This is a genomic window from Luteimonas sp. J29 (assembly GCF_000472505.1).
Lineage (GTDB): Bacteria > Pseudomonadota > Gammaproteobacteria > Xanthomonadales > Xanthomonadaceae > Luteimonas.
In genome coordinates this window covers 138,493-158,212 of sequence record NZ_AWZR01000002.1, presented here as the reverse complement: position 1 = coordinate 158,212, position 19,720 = coordinate 138,493, and the positions used below count along the sequence as shown (strand labels likewise).

Here is a 19,720-nt window from a genome sequence, read left to right as displayed (position 1 = left end):
TCCTCCCCGAACTCCCCGGCGGCGGCGGTTCCATTTCCCATCGCCATCGGAGGTCGACTTGATCCGCCTGGTCCGTTTCCTGTGTTGCGCGTTCGCGCTGGCCATGGCGCCGGCGGCGGCCGCGCCCGATTCGCGTGCGCAGATCCCGGCGCGCGACGCCGGCGAAGGGCCCTACGAGCGCCTGGTGATCCGCAACGTGAACGTGATCGACGGGACCGGTGCGCCGATGCAGGGCCCGTTCGACGTGGTGGTCGTGCGCGACCGGATCGCGGAGATCGTGCCGATCGGCGCCCCGGGGGCGATCGTGCCGTCGCGGCGGGCCGCGGCGGGCGACCGCGAGATCGATGGCACCGGCTTCACCCTGATGCCCGGGTTCGTCGACACCCACGTCCACCTGCACACGCTCGACGACGGCCAGGGCGTGCCCCCGGAATACGTGCTCAAGCTGTGGATGGCGCATGGCGTGACCAGCGTGCGCGAGCTGGGCAGTGGCCGCCCGATCGAGTGGCTGGTCGACGTCAAGCGGCGCAGCGAGCGCAACGAGATCGTCGCCCCGCGCATCGACGTCTATCCGTTCTTCAACGCCATCCAGCCCGGGATCAACGACGCGGACACCGCGCGCCAGGCGGTCCGCAACGCCCGCCGCCGCGGCGCCGACGGCATCAAGTTCATCGGCTCGATCCCGGAGGACGTGCTCTACGCCGCCCTGGACGAGGCCGAGGCGATCGGCATGCGCACCACGATGCACCACGCCCAGCAGCTGGTGGCGTACGCCAACGTGCTGCAGACCTCGGCGCGCGGCCTCGACTCGATGGAGCACTGGTACGGCCTGCCCGAGGCCATGTTCACCGACCGCCGGCTGCAGCGCTGGCCTGCGGAGTTCAACAACACCGATGAGCAGATGCGCTTCGCCGAGGCCGGGCGGCTGTGGGAACAGGCGGCCGAGCCGGGCTCGCCGCGCTGGAACGAGGTGATGGAGACCCTGCTCGAGCGCGGCTTCGGCCTCAGCCCGACCTTCACCGCCTACCTGGCCAGCCGCGACCTGATGCGCATGACCAACGCCACCTGGCACGCGCAGTACACGATGCCGGCGCTGTGGGACTTCTACCGCCCCAGCCGCCTGCACCACGGCTCCTACTGGTTCGACTGGACCACCGAGTTCGAGATGGACTGGAGGCGCAACTACCGGCTCTGGATGCAGTTCGTGAACGAGTACAAGAACCGCGGCGGGATGGTCGGCATCGGCAGCGACTGCGGCTACATCTACAACCTGTACGGCTTCGGCTATGTGCAGGAGATGGAGCTGCTGCGCGAGGCCGGGTTCAGACCGCTCGAGGTGATCCACGCCGCCACCGGCATGGGCGCGAGGATCCTCGGGCGCGAAGACAGCGTCGGCAGCGTGCGCGTCGGCCGCAAGGCCGACCTGGTGCTGGTGCGCGGCAACCCGCTCGCCAACCTCAAGCTGCTGTTCGGTACCGGCACCATCCGCCTGGACGACGACGACCGCGTCGAGCAGGTCGGCGGCGTCGACTACACGATCAAGGACGGCATCGTCTACGATGCCGCGGCGCTGCGCGCGGACGTGCGCGCGATGGTCCGCGAGGCCAAGGCCGCGCGCGGCCTGCCGGACGGGCCGATGCCGCTGGTCGCCGCCCCGCACGCGGAGCACTGAGCCATGCAGACAGGTTCCCGTTCGCTTGCGCCGACCCGGGCCCCCGATAATCGCCGGGATCCGGCTGGCGCCCCGCCGGCCGATGCCGGCCGCCGCCGCTTCCTCGCCTGGAGCGCGGCGGCGCTGGCGCTGGGCTGGAGCGGGTTCGCCGGCCGCGTGCTGGCCTTCGCCCCGGGGCGGGTGGCGCCACCGGCGCCCGGCAGCGTCAGGCTGCTGCCCTCGCTGTTCTCCGAGTCGGTGGCGGCCACCCGTCGCTACCTGATGCGGCTCGACCCGGGTCGCCTGCTCCACAACTTCCACCAGCAGGCCGGGCTGCCCCCGCAGGGGGAGGCGTACGGCGGCTGGGAAGGCGACACCATCGCCGGCCACACCCTCGGCCACTACCTGAGCGCCCTTGCGCTGATGCACGAGGGCAGCGGCGACGCCGAGTGCCGCGAGCGCGTGGACGCGATCGTCGCCGAGCTCGCGCGCTGCCAGGAGGCCGGCGGCGACGGCTACGTCGCCGGTTTCACCCGCAAGCGCGCCGACGGCGTGGTCGAGGGCGGCCGCGCGGTGTTCGACGAGATCGAGCAGGGCCGGATCGAGGCGTTGCCGTTCCGGCTCAACGGCAGCTGGGCGCCGTTCTACACCTGGCACAAGCTGTTCGCGGGCCTGCTCGACGCGCACCGCTGCTGCGGCAACGATCTCGCGCTGGAAGTCGCCACGCGCCTGGCCGGATACGTCGAGCGCAAACTCGCGCCCCTGGACCACGCGCAGATGCAGCAGGTGCTGGACTGCGAGTTCGGCGGCATGCCCGAGAGCCTCGCCGTCCTGTCGCAGCGCACCGGCGACGCGCGCTGGCTGGCGCTGGCCCGGCGCTTCCGCCACGACCGCGTGCTGGACCCGCTGGTGGCCGGGGAGGACCGCCTCAACCGGCTGCACGCCAACACCCAGATCCCCAAGCTGCTCGGCGCGGCGCGCGGCTTCGAGGCCGACGGCGACCGCGGCGACGCGGCCGCGGCGCTGTTCTTCTGGGAACGCGTGGTCCACCACCACAGCTACGCGATCGGCGGCAACTCCGACCGCGAGTACTTCCAGGCCCCCGGCACGCTGCCTCACTACATCACCGAGCAGACCTGCGAGCACTGCAACACGCTCAACATGATGCGGCTCAGCCGGATCCTGCACGGCTGGGAAGGCCAGGCGCGCTACTTCGATTTCTACGAGCGCGCGCTCTACAACCACGTCCTGTCGCAGCAGCACCCCGACGGCGGACGCTACACCTACATGACGCCGCTGCTCACCGGCGAGGCGCGCAGCCATTCCGACCCGGAAGGGCAGTTCTGGTGCTGCGTGGGCACCGGGATGGAAAGCCATGCGCAGTACACGGATGCCATCTACGGCTTCCGCGACGGCGAGCTGCTGGTCAACCTCTACATCCCCTCGACCTTCGACGATCCCGCGCGCGGCCTGTCGCTGCGGATGGAGTCGGGACTGCCCGACGACGGGATCGTGCGCATCACGCTCGGGCCGCTGCGTGCCGGGGCCCTGCCGGCGCTGCGGCTGCGGGTGCCGGAATGGGCCGGCGACTGCCGGATCCGGGTCAACGGGCGCGAGGTGAAGCCCGGGATGCGCGATGGCTACGCGCGGATCCGCCGCGCCTGGCGCGAGGGCGACCGGATCGAGGTCGGGTTCGCGATGCCGCTGCGGCTCGAGCCCTGCGCCGACCACCCCACGCTGGTGTCCCTGCGGCGCGGGCCCTGCGTGCTCGCGGCCGACCTCGGCCCGGCGGACGAGCCGTGGGACGGAATCGAACCGTGGTTGCCGGACGGCATCGAGGCGGCATTCGGCGAACCGGAGGGCGGACGCTGGCGCGTGCCGCTGCCGACGCATCCCCAGGGCCTCGACTTCGTGCCGTTCCACGCCCTGCACGAACGGCGGCAGGCGGTCTACTTCCACCGCCTGGACCCCCGGCAGCGGCGGCGCCACGAGGCCGAACAGGCCGGGCGCCGCGCCCGGGAACAGGCGCTGCGCGAGCAGAGCCTCGACCACGTCGTGCTCGGCGACCCCGGGAGCGAGCAGGCCCACGCGCTGGCCGTCACCGGCGACTCGTACGCGGCCAACTACCGGCGGGTAAGCGGCCGCGACGTGCGCGACGGGGGCACGCTGCGGTTCACCCTGCGCGGGGCGCGCCCCGCGGCGGCGCTGCGCCTGCGCTACTGGGGCGAGGAACACCGCCGCCGTTTCGCCATCGAGATCAACGGCCGCGAGCTCGCGCACGAAGTACTCGACGGCGGACGCGGCCACGACTTCGTGATGGTCGACTATCCGCTCCCCACCGACCTGCGCGACCCGCCTGCCGACGGCTGGCAGGTGCGCATCGTCCCCGATGCGGGCTATTCCGCGGGGCCGGTGTTCGGCGCCTGGCTGCTGGCGGGCTGACCACGGCGTCGGCCGCCCGCCTCCGGCGGTCCGGGAGGCGGCATGGCCGGGTCAGTCGAGCAGCGCGAGCAGGTCCGCGTGCAGCTGCGCCGGGATCCGGACGCCTTCGGCCAGGCTGCGCCGGCGTGCCTGGTAGCGGCGCTGCGAGGGCAGGCGCGCGCCGGTGCCGTCGAAGGCGTCGAGGAAGGCCCCGGCCCGGGCCAGGTGTTCCTCCGCGCGGTCCCCAAGGAAGCGGTGCGGATCCATGGCCAGCACCAGTTCGCCGTGGTAGGGCGAGGCGCCGGCGCCGTCGTCGTGGCGCAGCGATTCGAGGCTGGTCAGGTCGCCGATCAGCGGGCCGGCGATCAGTTCGATCATCGTCGACAGCGCCGAGCCCTTGTGGCCGCCGAAGGTGAGCATCGCGCCGCCGTCGAGGACCTGCGCCGGGTCGGTGGTGGCATTGCCCTGTGCGTCGACGCCCCAGCCCTCGGGGATGGCTTCGCCGGCACGGCGCCGCAGTTCGATCTCGCCGCGCGCCACGGCGCTGGTCGCGAAATCGAAGACGTAGGGGGGTGCGCCCCTGCGCGGCCAGCCGAAAGCGATCGGATTGGTCCCAAGCAGCGGCACGCGGCCGCCGGCGGGAGCGACCCAGGCATGGCTGGGATTGCAGGCCAACGCGACCAGGCCCATGTCGGTGAGGCGTTCGATCTCGGGCCACAGTGCGGAGAAGTGCACGCAGTGGTTGATCGCCATCGCCGCCAGTCCCTGCGTGCGCGCCTTCTGCGCCAGCAGCGGCAGGCCGGCCTCGAACGCGAGCAGCGAGAACCCGCCGCGCGCGTCGACGCGCACGATCGCCGGTGCCTGGTCGTGGACCTGCGGCTCCGCGTCGCCCACGACCTTGCCCGAGCGCAGCGAATGCACGCACACCAGCGTGCGGTAGAGGCCGTGCGCGGCGCAGCCGTCGCGCTCGCCGGACACCATCAGCCAGGTCAGGGTGCGCACGTGCCCTTCGCTGAAGCCGGCCTTCGCCAGGATCGATGACACCAGGGCCGCGGCCTCGTCCAGCGTGAGGGCGACGGAATCGTTCATCTGCGACCACCTGTTGGATTGACGGCGGGAAGGGCAGGGGACTATTGCCCATCCTCCGCGGGAGGTGAAGCCCGCACCGCGGTTTGTGCCGGAATGACGCGGAACGCGCGGCTCGTTGCACAATGCGCGCATGGCGAACCACGCGAAAGGGCAGGTGCGGATCATTGGCGGCAAGTGGCGCAACACGCGACTGCCGGTGGAAGACGCGCCCGGCCTGCGTCCCACGTCCGACCGGGCGCGGGAAACGCTGTTCAACTGGCTCCAGCCGATGCTGCCGGGCGCACGCGTGCTCGACCTGTTCGCCGGCAGCGGCGCGCTCGGGCTGGAGGCGCTCTCGCGTGGCGCGAAGGAGGCCGTGCTGGTCGAACGTGACCGGCGAAGGTGCGAGTGCCTGCGTGCCGTCGCCGGCCGCCTGGAGGGCGGCGGGGCCGCGAGGATCGTGCACGCCGACGCGCTGGCGTTCCTGCGCGCGCCGACCGGGGAGCGCTTCGACCTTGCCTTCGTCGACCCGCCGTTCGACGACGGACTCTGGGACGCGGCGATCGCGCACCTCGATCCCTGGCTGGGCGAGGCCGCCTGGCTGTACGTGGAATCGCCGTTGCGGCGCAGCATGCATCCGCCGGAAGGCTGGCGCCTGCACCGCGAGGGCGCGACCCGCCACGCGCGCCACGCGCTCTACCGCCGGGGAGGCTGAACAGCGTCGCGCGGCGCTGCTACACTGGCCCGGACCCCGACACCTGCAGCGGCGACGCCAAGCGAATCCATGAGTCCGGCCCGCACCCGTACCGCGGTCTATCCCGGCACGTTCGACCCGATCACCAACGGCCATATCGACCTGGTGCATCGCGCCGCCCCGCTGTTCGAGCGACTGGTGCTCGGCGTGGCCGCGAGCCCGAGCAAGCGCCCGACGCTGCCGCTGGACCTGCGCGTGCGGCTTGCGCGCGAGGCGCTGGCGGAATACCCGAACGTCGAGGTGCATCCGTTCGAGACCCTGCTCGCCGACTTCGTGCGCAAGATGGGCGGCGGCATCCTGCTGCGCGGGCTGCGCGCGGTGTCCGACTTCGAGTACGAGTTCCAGATGGCGAGCATGAACCGCCACCTGATCCCCGAGGTCGAGACCCTGTTCCTGACCCCGGCCGAGGAGTACGGGTTCATTTCCTCGTCGCTGGTGCGGGAGATCTCGCGGCTCGGCGGCGACGTGTCGGGCTTCGTCCCGGCCGCGGTGGCCGAGGCGCTGCAGGCCGAATGGCGGCGCGAGCCCGGCTGATTTCGTCGTTCCACATCTCTAGAACGGGAGTACCACCATGAAACTGATGAAGACCCTGGCGCTGGCCGCGTGCCTGGTGCTGCCGCTCGCGGCCTGCAAGAAGGAGGAAGCGGTCGTGGTCGAGAAGGCGCCGGTGCCGGCCCCGACCACCGACGACAAGGCGGCGTGGCAGGCCTACCTCAACGACCAGATCCCGCGCCACATGGAGGGCATCACCAACCAGCCCTACGTGTACCGCGTGCCGGCGACCGACAACCCGGACGATCCCGAGGAGTACAACCGCCTGCTCGACAAGGCCAAGCTCGACGTCGCGCGCGGCATCGTCAAGGGCAACATCCTCGCCTACGCGGGACTGGATCCGACCAGGACCGCCGACCTGGTGGTGGCGGCCTTCGAGCAGGTCCCGCCGGACACCATGAAGGGCGTGCGCGTGGTGTACATCGGCGACGCCGCCAACAACGAACGCGTCAAGGCGGTGGTCGAGCCGGCCGGCGTCGAGTACGTGTTCGTCGAGGCGAAGTAAGCCCCCGGTCGCGCCCGCCCGGCGGGCGCGGCCTTCCCCATGCCCCCGCGGGGGGCGTGCGGGAGCCGCCTTTCCAGCGATGGAACGGTTCCCGCCCGGGCGGCGCGTACAATGCGCGCATGGCCCTGAAGATCAACGAGCTCTGCGTCAACTGCGACGTCTGCGAGCCGGTATGCCCGAACCGGGCGATTTCGCAGGGCGAAACGATCTACGTGATCGACCCGGCGCTGTGCACCGAATGCGTCGGCCATTTCGACGAGCCGCAGTGCGTGGCCGTGTGCCCGGTCGAGTGCATCGACCCCGATCCCGAACATCCCGAAAGCGAGCCGCAGCTGCTGGCCAAGCTGCGCCGCTTGCAGCAGGAGTCCGCATGAAGCGATTGTCGACCGTCGTCCTGGCCGCGTGGCTGCTGCTGGTCGCGCCCCTGTCCGCCCTGGCGGCGGCCGCGCCCGAGGCGCGCCCGCCCGGCGCCGCCATCGCGTCCGCGCACGCGCTGGCCACCGAAGCCGGGTTCGAGACCCTGCGCGCGGGCGGCAACGCGTTCGACGCCGCGGTCACGGTCTCGGCGGTGCTGGCGGTGGTCGAGCCGATCTCCTCGGGCCTGGGCGGCGGCGGCTTCTTCCTGCTGCACGACGCGCGCAGCGGCCGCGACGTGTTCGTCGATGCGCGCGAGACTTCGCCCGCATCCGCCACCCGGGAGCGCTACCTCGCCGCCGACGGCGGCTTCGACCGCGACCGCGCCATCAACGGGCCCTGGTCGGCGGGCATCCCCGGGCTGCCGGCGGCGCTGGTGCACGTGTCGGGCAAGTACGGCGAGCTGCCGCTGTCGGTGTCGCTGGCGCCCGCGATCCGCATCGCGCGCGAAGGCTTCCCGGTGTACGAACGCATGGCCCGCGGCTACCAGATGCGGCGCGAGGTGATGGAGCGCTATCCCGGCACCCGCGAGGTGTTCCTGGCCGGCGGCGCGCCGCCGCGCGAGGGCGAACTGTTCCGCCAGCCGGACCTGGCGCGCACGCTCGAACTCCTCGCCGAGCGCGGCTACGACGGGTTCTATCGCGGAGAAGTGGCCGCGAAGCTGGTCGCCGGCGTGAACGCCGAGGGCGGGCAGTGGACGCTGGAGGAACTGGCCGCCTACACCGTCCGGGAGCGCGAGCCGATCCGGTTCCGCTATCGCGACTGGGACGTCGTCACCGCGCCGCCGCCGTCCTCGGGCGGCATCGCGCTGGCGCAGATGCTGCAGATCCTGGAGGGCTGGGACCTGGCCAAGCTCGACCAGGTGCAGCGGACCCACCTGGTGGTGGAGGCGATGCGCCGCGCCTTCCGCGACCGCACCTTCCACCTCGGCGATCCCGACTTCGTGAAGGTGCCGCAGCGCCTGCTCACCAGCCGCGACTACGCCGCCGGCCTGCGCGCCACGATCAACCCTGCGCGCGCCACGCCCAGCGACCTGCTCTCCGGCGAGGCGACCCCGCTCGAGGACGAGGAGACCACCCACTTCTCGATCATCGACGCACAGGGCAACCGCGCCGCGGTGACCCAGACGGTGAACCTGCTCTACGGTTCGGGCCTGGTGCCGCCCGGGACCGGGGTGCTGCTCAACAACGAGATGGACGACTTCGCGCTTCGGCCCGGCACGCCCAATGCCTTCGGCGTGATGGGCTACGAAGCCAACGCGCCTGCGCCGGGCAAGCGCATGCTCAGTTCCATGACACCGACGTTCCTGGTGTCGCCCGACCGCGTGGCCGTGCTGGGCACGCCGGGCGGTTCGCGCATCATCACGATGGTGCTGCTGGGGATCCTCGGCTACGACGCGGGTCTGGACGCGCAGGCGGTGGCCGCGCTGCCGCGCTACCACCACCAGTGGGTGCCGGACCGGATCGAGGCCGAGAGCGGGGCGTTCCCGCCGGACGTGGCGCAGGGCCTGCGTGCGCTCGGCCACGAGCTGCAGCTGCCGGGCGACGAGGCCGACGGCGGGCGCGGCTCCAGCCACGTCTGGGGCAACCTGCAGACGGTCGAATGGCGACGGACGGACAACACGCTGCACGGCGGCTCCGACCCGCGCAATCCGGTCGGGCGCGCCCTGGTCGAGGCGATGGACGCACCGCGCGGCGTGCGCGAGTGACGGGGCGGCGATGAAGCTCTGGTCGATCGAAGGCAATTCGCAGCGGCTCGACGGCGGTTCGATGTTCGGCAACGCGCCGCGCGCGCTGTGGGCGCGCTGGGCCACGCCCGACGACGCCAACCGCATCCAGCTGGCCACGCGCGGCCTGCTGGCCACGCCGCTCAACGGCAAGGTGGTGCTGTTCGAGACCGGCATCGGCGCGTTCTTCGACCCGCGCATGCGCGAGCGCTACGGCGTCGCCGAGTCGCACCACGTGCTGCTGGATTCCCTGCGCGCGGCCGGGTTCGAACACGGCGACGTCGACGTGGTGGTGCTCAGCCACCTGCATTTCGACCATGCCGGCGGCCTGCTGGCGCCGTGGCAGGCCGGCCGCGAGCCGGAGCTGCTGTTCCCCAACGCGACCTTCGTGGTCGGGCGGCGCCAGTGGGAGCGCGCCCTGCGCCCGCATCCACGCGACCGTGCCAGCTACATCCCGGACCTGCCCCGCCTGCTGGAGGCCAGCGGGCGGCTGGAGCTGGTCGACCGGGACCGCGCGCCGTCGCTGGGCGATGCGGTGCGGCTGCACTGGAGCGACGGCCACACCCCGGGCATGATGCTGGCCGAGATCCGCGGCCCGGACCTGCGCGACGGCGAGCCCCACGGCGGCGTGGTGTTCTGTGCCGACCTGGTGCCCGGCGTGCCCTGGATCCACGTGCCGATCACCATGGGCTACGACCGCAGCCCGGAGCTGCTGGTCGACGAGAAGCAGGCCTTCCTCGAGGACAAGCTGAGGCGCAACGTGCACCTGTTCCTGACCCACGACCCGGACACCGCGCTGGTGCAGCTGGGCCGCGACGAAACCGGGCGCTTCGTCGCCGCCCATGCGTTCGCCCGGCTGGCCGCGCGGCCGCTGGGCGGGGAGGGGGTGGCATGATCCCGCGCATCACCCTGTTCATCGCCTCGCTGCACGCGCTGATGTTCGTGGCGCTGAGCCTGCGCGTGGTCGGACGCAGGCGCGCGGCGCGCGTCGGCGTGGGCAGCGGCGGCGACGAGGCGCTGTCGCTTCGCATGCGCGTGCACGGCAACTTCGCCGAATACGTGCCGCTGGCGCTGCTGATGCTGGCGCTGCTCGAGCTGTCCGGCCTGCCGGCAGCGCTGCTGTGGGCCCTCGGCCTGGTGCTGCTGCTCGGACGGGTGCTGCACGCGGTCGGCCTGGGCAGCTCGCCGGGCTATTCGTTCGGGCGTTTCAGCGGCGCCCTGCTCACCATGGTGGTGCTGGTGGCCGAGGCCCTGGCGGGGCTGTGGCGCTTCCTGGTGCCGTACGCGCTCTGAGTGCCGGTCAGGCCGGCCGCTGCCGGCGCTGGCGCTGCGGCGCCTGGGCCTCGATCACGGTCAGGATCGCCTGGCGGAACTGCTCGCTGCAGGCGCGGAACGCTTCCAGCAGCCGGCGTTCGACCGGATCGTCGACGAACTCGGCGTCGGCGGCGGGAATGCCGTCGCTGGGCGCATGCGGGGTACCCCGGCCGGTCGCCAGCCATTCGTAGGACACGCCGGTCGCGACGGCGAGCTCGGCCAGCCGTTCCGTGGACGGATAGACCCGCCCCTTGGCGCTCTCCCAGTTGGCCACGGCGCTGCGGCTGACGCCGAGGGCGGCTGCCAGGTCGGCCTGGGACATGCCCACGCGGACCCGGGCGGTGCGGATGCGGGTGCTGATTTTCATCGTCTCTCCTGCCTGCCTCGTGGTGCTCCGCACCGGCCGGGTGTCGCCTGCGACAGTGATATTGACGTGTCAGTAATTCTGGCAACGCTTGTCCAGCTTCGTTGTCAAAATTCCACAAGTCCCGATTCCATTTGGACATATTTTGAACACGTCAGCAATACTGACTGCTTTTGGGATCCCCGGCCCATTGCGTGTCCCGCGGACATGGGCGAGGGTAGGCCGCGTGTGGTCGCGTCGGCTCCAGGGACCGGAGTCATAGGAGCAGTGCCGCAGGGAAACGCTGGAAGCAAGCGCAGGTTTGGTTGGGTCGGCGGCTTGTCCGTCGACCCAACCGGACCGGTCCCGTCCCCCGTCGGGTCGTTTCCCTGCCACGAGCGGCTCCGCCTTGCAGGCGGCGCCGGATGCCGCCAGCATCAGGGCCGTCCCGCCTGGAGGCCCGCTCCGTGTCCCGACTTCTTCCGGGAATCATCCTGCTTGCCGCGCTGCCTGCCGCGGCCACGACCGTCTTCCCCGAGGCGTCCGTCGTCCGTCCCGCCATCCACCTGAACCAGCTCGGGTTCCTGCCCGACGCGGGCAAGCTCGCCGTGGTCGAGGGCGCGGAGCGCGTGCCCTTCCAGGTGTTGCGCGAAGACGACGGCACCGTGGTCCTGGAGGGCGTCGTGCCGGCGGCCAGGCACTGGCCCGCGTCGGGGCGGCCGGCGGCGGCCGTCGATCTCGGCGCGCTGCGCGCCCCCGGACGCTACCGGCTGCAGGTAGGGGCAGGCGTGTCCGATGCTTTTGCCGTCGCGCCGGGCGTGTACGCGGAACTGGCCGACGCCGCACTCAAGGCCTACTACTTCAGTCGCTCCGGCACGGCGCTGGCGCCGGAGCACGCTGGCGACTATGCGCGGCCAGCCGGCCACCCCGACCTCGAGGTGGAGATCCATCCGTCCGCCGCCAGTGCCGGGCGGCCCGCGGGCAGCGTGATCTCCGCGCCCGGTGGCTGGTACGACGCCGGCGACTACAACAAGTACGTGGTGAACTCGGGCATCACCACGCACACGCTGCTGGCTGCCTGGGAGGATTTCCCTGGCTGGTTCCGCGACCGCGACCTCGGCATCCCCGAGAGCGGAAACGCGGTTCCGGACCTGCTCGACGAGGCATGGTGGAACCTGCGCTGGATGCTGGCGATGCAGGATCCGGCGGACGGCGGCGTTTACCACAAGCTCACCAACCTGCGATTCGACCCGATCGTGATGCCGGACCAGGCGCGCGAGCGCCGCTACGTGGTGCAGAAGAGCACCGCGGCCGCGCTCGACTTCGCCGCGGTGATGGCGCAGGCCGCGCGCGTGTACGCGCCGTTCGACGCGCAGTTCCCGGGACTGCCGGCGCGCATGCGCGCCGCGGCGGAGCGCGCGTGGGAGTGGGCGCAGGCCCATCCGGATGTGCCGTACCGCCAGCCGGACGACGTCTTCACCGGCGCCTATGGCGACGGCAAGCTCGACGACGAGTTCGCCTGGGCCGCGGCCGAGCTGTTCGTTCTGACTGGGGACGAACGCTACCTGCAGGCCTTCGAGCGCCACGCCGCCGAGCCCGTGGTGCCATCGTGGGCGGACGTGGGCGCACTGGCGTGGGGCACGCTCGCGCGGCACCGCGAGCGCCTGCCGGACGAGGCATGGCGCGCCCGCGTGGCGGACGCCGTGGCCGGGCTGGCGCGGGCGCTGGCTTCGCGCGCGCAGCACTCGCCCTGGCGCCTGGCAATGCAGCCGGAGGACTTCGTCTGGGGCAGCAGCGCGCAGGCGCTCAACCAGGGCCTGGTGATGGTCCAGGGTTACCGCCTCACCGGCGAGCCCGCACTGCTCGACGCCGCCCAGTCGCAGCTCGACTACGTGCTCGGGCGCAATCCGCTGGGCGTGTCGTTCGTCACCGGCCATGGCCTGCGCACGCCGCGCAACATCCACCACCGGCCGTCGCAGGCCGACGGCATCGACGACCCGGTGCCGGGACTGCTGTCGGGCGGACCCAACCCGCGCCAGCAGGACCTGCGCGACTGCGAGGGCGTGGCGTATCCCTCGTCGCTGCCCGCGCTGTCGTGGATCGACCACGAATGCAGCTACGCCAGCAACGAGGTCGCGATCAACTGGAACGCGCCGCTGGTGTACATGGCCGCGGCGGTGAGCGTGCTGACGCCGGGGCGCTGACGCGCGCCCGGCGCGGGCGGCCTCAGCCCACCCGGGTGCCGAAGATGCGGTCGCCGGCGTCGCCCAGGCCCGGCAGGATGTAGCCGTGCTCGTCGAGCCGCGCGTCGATCGCGGCGGTGTAGACCTCGACGTCCGGGTGCGCGGCCTCCAGCCGGCGCAGGCCCTCGGGCGCGGCGACCAGGAAGATGCCCTTGATCCGCCGCGCGCCGGCGCGCTTGAGCATGTCGATGGTCGCGACCAGGGTGCCGCCGGTGGCGAGCATCGGGTCGAGGATCAGTGCGTCGCGCTCGTCCAGCCGGCCGGTCAGGCGTTCGAAGTAGGGCACCGGCTGCAGCGTCTGTTCGTCGCGCTGCAGGCCGACCACGCTGACCTTCGCCGCCGGGATCAGCGCCAGCACGCCGGGCAGCATGCCCAGGCCCGCGCGCAGGATCGGCACCAGGGTGATCTTGGCGCCGGCGATGCGGCGCACCTGCACCGGGCCGGCCCAGCCGGTGGTGGTGGCGGTTTCGGTCTCGAGGTCGGCGGTGGCCTCGTAGGCGAGCAGGGTGCCCAGCTCGGTCACCAGTTCGCGGAACGACTTGGTGCTCAGCGAGGCATCGCGCAGCAGGCCGAGCTTGTGCTGGACGAGGGGATGGCGGACTTCGATCGCGGTCATGTCGGTGGCACGCACGTGGGCGCTCGAAGTGTGACCGATCCATGATGGCCCGGGAAGGCGGCGGGCGCGCTGTCACGCAGCTGAAACCGGGCGGACATAGCGTGCGCAGCGTTTCCCGCTTCCCCGGTCCCGCCGCCCATGTCGCGCCGCCACCCGCTCCACCTCGCCATCGCCCTCGTGCTGGCATCCTGCGCCTCCGCCGGCTTCGCCCGGGACGCGGCTCCCCCGATGCCCGGCCCGTCCCCCGTCGACCTCGACACGATGGTGGTGCGCGCGCAGTACGAGTCCCAGCTCCGGGCGGTGGATGCCAAGCGTTCGAGCGACGCGATCCAGGACGGCGTGTCGGCCGACTCGATGGGCCAGTACCCGGACCAGAACGTCGGCGAGTCGCTCTCGCGCCTGCCCGGCGTGAGCGTCACCCGCGACCAGGGCGAGGGCCGCTACGTCGTCATCCGCGGCCTGGACGCGGCCCTGAATTCGGTGACCGTCGACGGCATCGGCATGGGCACGCCGGAGGACGGCAGCCGGGCCGCGCCGCTGGACGTGATCCCCTCCGAATCCACCGAGCGCCTCACCGTGGTCAAGGCAGCCACCCCGGACATGCCGGGGGATTCGCTGGGCGGAACGATCATGGTCGAGTCGGCATCGGCCTTCGACCGCGACGGCCGCAGCATGCGGCTCAAGGCCGAGGCCAGCCACCAGAACCTCAGCGGGGAGACCAGCCCCAAGGCGGCGTTCAACTTCAGCGACGTCTATGGCGGGACCGTCGGCGTCGTCTTCGGCATCAGCTGGCAGGACCGCGACTACGAATCGGACAACGTCGAGATCGAGTACGACGACCAGTTCGCGGACGTCGCCGGCGGCCGCCTGCTGCCGCTGGAGCTGCAGCAGCGCAAGTACACCATCAACCGCGAGCGCACCGGGCTGAACCTCAACCTGGACTGGCGCCCGGACAGTGACCGCAGGTACTACCTGCGCACCCTGTACACCGACTTCACCGACGCCGAGACCCGCCAGCGCAACATCATCCCGCTGGGCGAGGGCGACATCGCCGGCTACGACGGCGACAGCTGGCAGGTGGAGAACATCGCGGCCGACGACTTCAGCCGCCGCCTGCGCTACCGCACCAAGGAAGAGCACACCTTCACCGCCAGCGCCGGCGGCATGAACCGCGTCGGCCGCGCGCGGTTCGACTACCAGCTGGGCTACACCAGGGTGCGCGAGCGGGTGGACGACGAGGTCGAGATGCGCTTCGAGTACCTGGGCGGGGAGGACATGGCGATCCGCCTCGGCCCGGGGGCGATCCCGTCCTTCGACGTGATCGACCCCGCCGGTGGCGACGGCTGGCTGCGCAACGCCGGTTATGGCCTCGATCGCCTGGTCGTGGCGCCCAAGCAGGTGGACGACGAGGCGCTGAGCGCGAAGTTCGACTTTACCTGGACCGGCGAGGCGGCGACCTGGAAGGCCGGCCTGCTCGGGCGCTGGCGCGACCGCGACGTGGACGTGGACGAGGCCGAGTTCCGCCGCGGGCCCGACATCGACCCGGACGACTGGACCACGCCCGCGCCGTCCTTCCGGCATGGCGTGTTCGGCGAGGGCCTGTCGTCGCGGGCGATGCGGCAATGGCTGCGCGACCACCGCGACGGCTTCAGCGCGCGCCCCCAGGACGTGGCCGGGAACACGCTGGTGTCGCTGGTCGAAGACTACGTCGCGAGCGAGGACGTGCTGGCCGGCTACCTGATGGCGACGGTGGACGTGGGCAGGTTGCGCGTGATCGCCGGTACCCGGGTCGAGCGGACGCGGTTCGAGGCCACCGGCTGGAGCGTGGACCTGGACGGGGACGGCGTGCTGTCCGCCAGCCCGTCGTCCGGCCGGAGTTCCTACACCAGCGTGCTGCCGGGCCTGCACCTGCGCTACGACACCGACGGCGACTGGGTGCTGCGCGGCGCCCTGACCAGGACCATCGCCCGGCCGGGCTTCGGCGACATCTCCCCGCGCGCCAGCATCAACCGCGACGACGAGGAGGCCAGCCTGGGCAACCCGCGGCTCGACCCCTACGAGTCGACCAACATCGACCTGTCGCTGGAGCGCTACATCGGCGCGTCGGGCCTCTTCTCCGCCGGCCTCTTCCACAAGTCGATCGACGGCTACATCGTCGAGACCCGGACCAATCGCCATCCGGACTTCCCGGGCTACGACGTGGGCCTGCCGGTCAACGGCGAGGACGCGAAGGTGCTGGGCGTCGAGTTGAACTGGCAACAGAAGCTCGACTTTCTGCCAGGGCCCTGGAGCGGCCTGCTGATCGGCCTGAGCGGCACCTGGCTCGACACCGAGTTCGTCGCCGGGATCCCGGACCGCGCCGGTGAGGCCTTTACGCTACCGCGTTCGTCCGAGCGGCTGTACAGCGCGCACCTGGGCTGGGAGAACCATCGCGTCAGCGCCCGCCTGGCCGCCGTGTACCGCAGCGAGTACCTGGAGGAGATCGGCGACGATCGCCGCTACGACATCCGGGTGGCGCCCAACACCCAGCTCGATTTCCGCCTGGACTATGCCGTGGGCGGGCGTTGGAGCCTGTACTTCGAGGCGTCCAACCTGCTCGACGAGCCGCTGGAGCTCTACCAGGGATCCCCGGCCTCCACGCTGCAGCACGAACTCTATGGCCGCAGCTATGCGGTCGGCATGAAGCTGCGGTTCTGACGCGCGCGACGCGCCGGCCGCATCCACCGGAGAAGCACCATGACGTCCAGATTCCCATCTTCGCATGCGTGTGCATCGCTACTCGTGCTCGCGCTGGCCGCCTGTTCGGGCGGGCCGGACGCGGCGGAGGCCGGCCCGCCGGACGCACGGGCCGATACGCCGCGCAGCGGACAGGCGCGCGACATCCCGGTCGTCGCCGAAGCGTTCCGCAGCGCGATGACGCCGGACGACAACATCGATTCGGTGGCGGCGTGGAGTGCGCCCGACGGCGGGGTCTGGGTGATCGCCACCGCGAAGGCGACCGACCGGCTCGTGGTGTACGACGGGCACACCGGGCAGACGCTGCGCACCGTCGGCGGCCCGGGCACGGGCGCGGGCGAGTTCGACCGTCCCAACGGCGTCGCGGTGGTCGACGATCTGGTGTTCGTGGTCGAGCGCGACAACCGCCGCGTGCAGGCCCTGCGATTGCCCGGGTTCACCCACGTGACCAGCTTCGCCGGGGAAGACCTGGCCAAGCCCTACGGCCTGTGGGTGAACCCGGTCGACGCGGGCTACGAGCTCTACGTCACCGATGCCTACATGGCCGGCGAAGACGCCGGGGGCGAGGACATCGTGCCGCCGCTGTCCGGTCTGGACCGGCGCGTGAAGCGCTACCTGGTCAAGCGCGATGGCGCGGGCTACCGGGCGCAGCTGGTATCGGCCTTCGGCGACACGAGCGAGCGCGGTGCGTTGCGGGTCGTGGAGTCCATCTGGGGCGATCCGCTCCACGGCCGGCTGTTGATCGCCGAGGAGGACGAGACCTACGCCAACGAGCTCAAGGTGTACGACCTGGAGGGCAACTTCTCCGGGCGCACCATCGGCGGCGACGTGTTCCGGGCGCAGTCGGAGGGCATCATGCTCAAGGAGTGCGCGGATGGCGCCGGCTGGTGGATCACCACCGAGCAGGGCAAGGGCCGCACCGTGTTCCACCTGTTCGACCGCGCCACGCTCGACCACGCCGGTGCGGTGACCGGCCGCATGGTCGCCAACACCGACGGCATCTGGCTGCACCAGGCGGCGAGCGCGCGCTTTCCCCAGGGCGTGCTGTACGCGGTGCACGACGACCAGGGCGTAGTGGCGTTCGACTGGCGCGACATCGCCGACGCACTGTCGCTGCCTGCCTGCGAGACGGACTGAGCGCGCCGGTGGCCGCCGGCGGGCCTCAGGCCGCCGTGTCGCGGTCGCGCCGCGGCCCCTCGCGCAGGGCGCGGCCGACCATGGACACCAGCAGTTCGAGTTCGTCGGACGTGGTTTCGAAGCGCGGAGTGAAGCGCAGCGAGTTGGCGCCGCCGTGGATCACGCCAATGCCGTGCTCGCGCAGCCACTCCTCGGTCGAATCGGCGCCGTAGCACTTGAACTGCGGGGTGAGTTCGCAGGAAAACAGCAGGCCGGTGCCCTGGACCCCGGTGATCAGGCCGTCGAGCCCGGCTTGCAGCGCCTGCAGCCGCTCCACCGCCTCGCGCCCGCGCTCGCGGATGTTGGCGCGCAGCTCCGGGGTGAGCTGGTCGAGCACCGCGCAGGCCACGTCCAGGGCGCGCGGATTGGTGGTCATCGTGTTCCCGTATACGCCCGTGCGGTACAGGCCCGCGGCGCGCTCGGTCACCGCCAGCACCGACAGCGGATACTGGCCCGCGTTGAGCGCCTTGGAATAGGTTTCCATGTCCGGCGCCTCGATGCCCTCGAAGCCCGGGTAGTCGACGATCGACAGCACGCCGTGGGCGCGCAGGCCGGCCTGGATCGAATCGACCAGCAGCAGCGAGCCGTGCGCCCTGGTCAGCTCGCGCGCCGCGTCGTAGAACGCGCGCGGCAGGGCGCGACCGGGGTCGCCCTCGCCCATCACCGGCTCGAGGAACACCGCCTCGACGAACCAGCCGTTGGCCTCGGCGTCGGCGAACGCGCGGCGCAGCGCATCGACGTCGTAAGGCGTGATCGCGATGAGCGAATCCTCGCCGCGGAAGCTGGCCAGGTGCTGCAGGTAGGTCTTGCGGGTGGAATCGGAGTACAGCGCGGGCCGCTCGGTGCGGCCGTGGAAGCTGCCCTTGACCACGATCCGCTTGACCGTCGCGCCGGCGTGGCGCGCGCCCGGATCGGTCATCAGCCGGGTGTTGACGTCGGCGATGCGCGCCGCCAGGCCCACCGCCTCGGAGCCGGAGTTCAGGCACAGGAAGTGCGAGAACGGGCAACCGCCGATGCTGTGCCCGATCTCGCGGCGCATGGCGCGGTCGAAGCGCAGCTGCGACAGGCTCGGCGTCATCACGTTGGCCATCGCCTGCGGCCGGGCCATCGCTTCGAGCACGGCCGGCGGCGCGTGGCCGAGGCCGAGCATGCCGTAGCCGCCCGAGTCGTGGACCACCGCGCCCTTGAGGGTCACGATCCACGGTCCGCGCGCGGTCAGGGCCACGTACGGATTGACCGCGTCGGTCGCGTAGAAGTTGACGTAGCCGGCCTGCACTGCCTGGATCTGCGCCGGCTCGTCCAGTTCGAGCAGGTCGGCAAAGCCGTCGCGGATGCGCCGGTGCTCGGCCACGGCGGCATCGATCGCCTCGCGCAGCTCCGGGTGGCCCGCCGCCATGCGATCGATGGTGGCGTCGTCCAGGCCGGTGGTGCGGCGCTGGCCGCCGTGGGCGCGCAGGGGGGCGAGGGCATCGGTCACGGACATCGGCGTTCCTCCGGAAGTGGGGCCGCTGCCGCCGGTGGGCCGGCGTCGTCGGGCGGGAGGCCAGCAAGCGGCATTGGATTCCAATTATCGGGGGCCTGTTCGTCGCATGACAGGGCCGATCCGAGCAAAATTCAGTATGATTTCGGCATATCGACGAAGGTTCTGGACGATTCATGAAGATCACCCCGGCCGACCTGCAGCTGCTGTCGGCGCTGCGCGAGAACGCCCGTGCCTCGACTGCCGAGATCGCCCGCCGGCTGGGGCTGTCGCGCACCACGGTGCAGAGCCGGATCGACCGGCTCGAGCGCGATGGCGTGATCCGCGGCTACACCGTGCGCGTGAACGAGGACGTCGAGCGCAACCACATCCGCGCCCACATCCTGATTACCGTGCTGCCCAAGCAGATGCCGGCGGTGGTCCAGGCGCTGCACGCGATGCCTGAGGTGCGCAGCCTGCATTCGGTGAGCGGCGCGCACGACCTGGTGGCCATGGGCGTGGTGCCGACCGTGGGTGACATGGACGAGCTCACCGACCGCATTGGCGCGGTCGACGGCGTGGAGCGCACCACCTCCGCGGTGATCCTCTCCACCAAGTTCGAAAGGTAAGCGTCCTTCGCCGCAGGCGAAGGACACCACCGCCCCTCCCCCGCCCGCGGGGGAGGGTGGAACCGCTTGCGAAGCAAGCGGTGGGGTGGGGGCAGGCTCCGTGGCGAAGCTGA

Annotated in this window: 17 protein-coding genes; 13 read left to right on the top strand and 4 right to left on the bottom strand. The window is 71.7% G+C overall.

From position 1 onward, the window contains the following. Positions 1-58: 58 nt before the first annotated feature. Together LUTJ29_RS0103585 and LUTJ29_RS16000 are read left to right on the top strand one after the other, a co-directional pair. On the top strand, positions 59-1,672 hold the full coding sequence (locus tag LUTJ29_RS0103585; RefSeq protein ID WP_051322668.1) for an amidohydrolase family protein: 1,614 nt from the start codon (positions 59-61) through the stop codon (positions 1,670-1,672). Between the two features lie 3 nt (positions 1,673-1,675). Further along, positions 1,676-4,093, top strand: coding sequence for a glycoside hydrolase family 127 protein (locus tag LUTJ29_RS16000; RefSeq protein ID WP_084524608.1), 2,418 nt, complete (start codon positions 1,676-1,678; stop codon positions 4,091-4,093). A 51-nt stretch (positions 4,094-4,144) separates the two neighbouring features. Here LUTJ29_RS16000 and LUTJ29_RS0103575 read toward each other — a convergent pair whose 3' ends face one another. Next, positions 4,145-5,161, bottom strand: a complete 1,017-nt coding sequence (locus LUTJ29_RS0103575) for an Ldh family oxidoreductase (protein WP_027071348.1) — start codon at positions 5,159-5,161, stop codon at positions 4,145-4,147. Positions 5,162-5,291: 130 nt separating this feature from the next. Between LUTJ29_RS0103575 and rsmD the strand changes: the two genes are divergently transcribed. The 7 genes from rsmD (at position 5,292) to LUTJ29_RS0103540 (ending at position 10,384) form a co-directional block, all read left to right on the top strand. Further along, positions 5,292-5,855 (top strand): 16S rRNA (guanine(966)-N(2))-methyltransferase RsmD, encoded by a 564-nt coding sequence (rsmD, locus tag LUTJ29_RS0103570; protein WP_027071347.1) that lies wholly within the window; start codon positions 5,292-5,294, stop codon positions 5,853-5,855. Positions 5,856-5,924: 69 nt separating this feature from the next. Further along, complete coding sequence (coaD, locus tag LUTJ29_RS0103565) at positions 5,925-6,428, top strand: pantetheine-phosphate adenylyltransferase (protein ID WP_027071346.1); 504 nt, start codon at positions 5,925-5,927, stop codon at positions 6,426-6,428. Positions 6,429-6,465: 37 nt separating this feature from the next. Beyond that, the gene (locus LUTJ29_RS0103560) at positions 6,466-6,951 is read left to right on the top strand and encodes a hypothetical protein (protein WP_027071345.1); all 486 of its coding nucleotides are present in this window, start codon (positions 6,466-6,468) and stop codon (positions 6,949-6,951) included. A 119-nt stretch (positions 6,952-7,070) separates the two neighbouring features. Beyond that, the gene (locus LUTJ29_RS0103555) at positions 7,071-7,325 is read left to right on the top strand and encodes a YfhL family 4Fe-4S dicluster ferredoxin (protein ID WP_027071344.1); all 255 of its coding nucleotides are present in this window, start codon (positions 7,071-7,073) and stop codon (positions 7,323-7,325) included. Next, the gene (gene ggt / locus LUTJ29_RS0103550) at positions 7,322-9,073 is read left to right on the top strand and encodes a gamma-glutamyltransferase (protein ID WP_027071343.1); all 1,752 of its coding nucleotides are present in this window, start codon (positions 7,322-7,324) and stop codon (positions 9,071-9,073) included. Before LUTJ29_RS0103555 ends, ggt begins: the two co-directional genes overlap by 4 nt. 10 nt (positions 9,074-9,083) lie before the next feature. Next, complete coding sequence (locus LUTJ29_RS0103545; RefSeq protein WP_027071342.1) at positions 9,084-9,986, top strand: MBL fold metallo-hydrolase; 903 nt, start codon at positions 9,084-9,086, stop codon at positions 9,984-9,986. After that, positions 9,983-10,384, top strand: coding sequence for an MAPEG family protein (locus LUTJ29_RS0103540; RefSeq protein ID WP_027071341.1), 402 nt, complete (start codon positions 9,983-9,985; stop codon positions 10,382-10,384). The genes LUTJ29_RS0103545 and LUTJ29_RS0103540 overlap by 4 nt, the downstream gene beginning before the upstream one ends. Positions 10,385-10,391: 7 nt before the next feature. On the opposite strand, the gene LUTJ29_RS17990 is transcribed toward LUTJ29_RS0103540, so the two are convergent. Continuing rightward, positions 10,392-10,772 carry a helix-turn-helix transcriptional regulator gene (locus LUTJ29_RS17990; protein ID WP_051322667.1) on the bottom strand — a complete coding sequence of 127 codons (381 nt, stop codon included), beginning with the start codon at positions 10,770-10,772 and terminating at the stop codon, positions 10,392-10,394. A 482-nt stretch (positions 10,773-11,254) separates the two neighbouring features. On the opposite strand from LUTJ29_RS17990, the gene LUTJ29_RS0103530 reads away from it, so the two are divergent. After that, entirely contained in the window at positions 11,255-12,952 is a 1,698-nt protein-coding gene (locus LUTJ29_RS0103530) for a glycoside hydrolase family 9 protein (protein WP_232221151.1), read from the top strand. 22 nt (positions 12,953-12,974) lie between these two features. Here the strand turns inward: LUTJ29_RS0103530 and upp are convergent, their stop codons facing one another. Beyond that, positions 12,975-13,607, bottom strand: a complete 633-nt coding sequence (gene upp / locus LUTJ29_RS0103525; protein WP_027071339.1) for a uracil phosphoribosyltransferase — start codon at positions 13,605-13,607, stop codon at positions 12,975-12,977. Between the two features lie 138 nt (positions 13,608-13,745). On the opposite strand from upp, the gene LUTJ29_RS0103520 reads away from it, so the two are divergent. Together LUTJ29_RS0103520 and LUTJ29_RS0103515 are read left to right on the top strand one after the other, a co-directional pair. Further along, positions 13,746-16,304 (top strand): TonB-dependent receptor, encoded by a 2,559-nt coding sequence (locus LUTJ29_RS0103520; protein ID WP_027071338.1) that lies wholly within the window; start codon positions 13,746-13,748, stop codon positions 16,302-16,304. Positions 16,305-16,343: 39 nt separating this feature from the next. Next, the gene (locus tag LUTJ29_RS0103515; RefSeq protein ID WP_051322665.1) at positions 16,344-17,480 is read left to right on the top strand and encodes a phytase; all 1,137 of its coding nucleotides are present in this window, start codon (positions 16,344-16,346) and stop codon (positions 17,478-17,480) included. A 25-nt stretch (positions 17,481-17,505) separates the two neighbouring features. Here the strand turns inward: LUTJ29_RS0103515 and LUTJ29_RS0103510 are convergent, their stop codons facing one another. After that, the gene (locus LUTJ29_RS0103510; protein ID WP_027071336.1) at positions 17,506-19,002 is read right to left on the bottom strand and encodes an aminotransferase class III-fold pyridoxal phosphate-dependent enzyme; all 1,497 of its coding nucleotides are present in this window, start codon (positions 19,000-19,002) and stop codon (positions 17,506-17,508) included. Positions 19,003-19,175: 173 nt separating this feature from the next. On the opposite strand from LUTJ29_RS0103510, the gene LUTJ29_RS0103505 reads away from it, so the two are divergent. Then, positions 19,176-19,607, top strand: coding sequence for an Lrp/AsnC family transcriptional regulator (locus tag LUTJ29_RS0103505; RefSeq protein ID WP_027071335.1), 432 nt, complete (start codon positions 19,176-19,178; stop codon positions 19,605-19,607). Positions 19,608-19,720: the final 113 nt, after the last annotated feature.

What these genes read in the sequence shown, in the direction of transcription:
- LUTJ29_RS16000 (WP_084524608.1), top strand. Translation starts at nt 1,676, where the DNA reads ATGCAGACAGGTTCCCGTTCGCTTGCGCCGACCCGGGCCCCCGATAAT.
- LUTJ29_RS0103575 (WP_027071348.1), bottom strand. Translation starts at nt 5,161, where the DNA reads ATGAACGATTCCGTCGCCCTCACGCTGGACGAGGCCGCGGCCCTGGTG.
- rsmD (WP_027071347.1), top strand. Translation starts at nt 5,292, where the DNA reads ATGGCGAACCACGCGAAAGGGCAGGTGCGGATCATTGGCGGCAAGTGG.
- coaD (WP_027071346.1), top strand. Translation starts at nt 5,925, where the DNA reads ATGAGTCCGGCCCGCACCCGTACCGCGGTCTATCCCGGCACGTTCGAC.
- LUTJ29_RS0103560 (WP_027071345.1), top strand. Translation starts at nt 6,466, where the DNA reads ATGAAACTGATGAAGACCCTGGCGCTGGCCGCGTGCCTGGTGCTGCCG.
- LUTJ29_RS0103555 (WP_027071344.1), top strand. Translation starts at nt 7,071, where the DNA reads ATGGCCCTGAAGATCAACGAGCTCTGCGTCAACTGCGACGTCTGCGAG.
- ggt (WP_027071343.1), top strand. Translation starts at nt 7,322, where the DNA reads ATGAAGCGATTGTCGACCGTCGTCCTGGCCGCGTGGCTGCTGCTGGTC.
- LUTJ29_RS0103545 (WP_027071342.1), top strand. Translation starts at nt 9,084, where the DNA reads ATGAAGCTCTGGTCGATCGAAGGCAATTCGCAGCGGCTCGACGGCGGT.
- LUTJ29_RS0103540 (WP_027071341.1), top strand. Translation starts at nt 9,983, where the DNA reads ATGATCCCGCGCATCACCCTGTTCATCGCCTCGCTGCACGCGCTGATG.
- LUTJ29_RS17990 (WP_051322667.1), bottom strand. Translation starts at nt 10,772, where the DNA reads ATGAAAATCAGCACCCGCATCCGCACCGCCCGGGTCCGCGTGGGCATG.
- upp (WP_027071339.1), bottom strand. Translation starts at nt 13,607, where the DNA reads ATGACCGCGATCGAAGTCCGCCATCCCCTCGTCCAGCACAAGCTCGGC.
- LUTJ29_RS0103520 (WP_027071338.1), top strand. Translation starts at nt 13,746, where the DNA reads ATGTCGCGCCGCCACCCGCTCCACCTCGCCATCGCCCTCGTGCTGGCA.
- LUTJ29_RS0103515 (WP_051322665.1), top strand. Translation starts at nt 16,344, where the DNA reads ATGACGTCCAGATTCCCATCTTCGCATGCGTGTGCATCGCTACTCGTG.
- LUTJ29_RS0103510 (WP_027071336.1), bottom strand. Translation starts at nt 19,002, where the DNA reads ATGTCCGTGACCGATGCCCTCGCCCCCCTGCGCGCCCACGGCGGCCAG.
- LUTJ29_RS0103505 (WP_027071335.1), top strand. Translation starts at nt 19,176, where the DNA reads ATGAAGATCACCCCGGCCGACCTGCAGCTGCTGTCGGCGCTGCGCGAG.